Annotated in this window: 1 pseudogene; it reads right to left on the bottom strand. The window is 65.6% G+C overall.

From position 1 onward, the window contains the following. Window positions 1-23: 23 nt before the first annotated feature. Window positions 24-247 (bottom strand): annotated as a pseudogene (locus tag ACQG3P_RS21490) (3-hydroxyacyl-CoA dehydrogenase family protein); the annotation flags it as partial.

The raw sequence follows: 247 nt of genomic DNA, 5'->3' as shown, positions 1-247 counted from the left end.
ACCACGATGTCCTTGCCGACCTAGCGGAAGATGCCGGCGCCGGTATTATGGCCCAGCGCACCCTTGGCGATCAGCGCAGCCACCCACTACGGCGAGGCGAAGTACTGGTGCCACGGGTCGTTGGGCAGGGAGTCGCCCATCGTCTTGATGACGTGGTCCATGGTGTCCAGGCCTACCACGTCCGAGGTGCGGTAGCTGGCCGACTTCGGGCGGCCGACCAGCGGGCCGGTCAAGCCATCGACTTCAT

Source organism: Stenotrophomonas sp. SrG (assembly GCF_050031795.1).
GTDB lineage: Bacteria > Pseudomonadota > Gammaproteobacteria > Xanthomonadales > Xanthomonadaceae > Stenotrophomonas > Stenotrophomonas rhizophila_A.
This window is presented reverse-complemented; position numbering and strand designations above follow the sequence as displayed.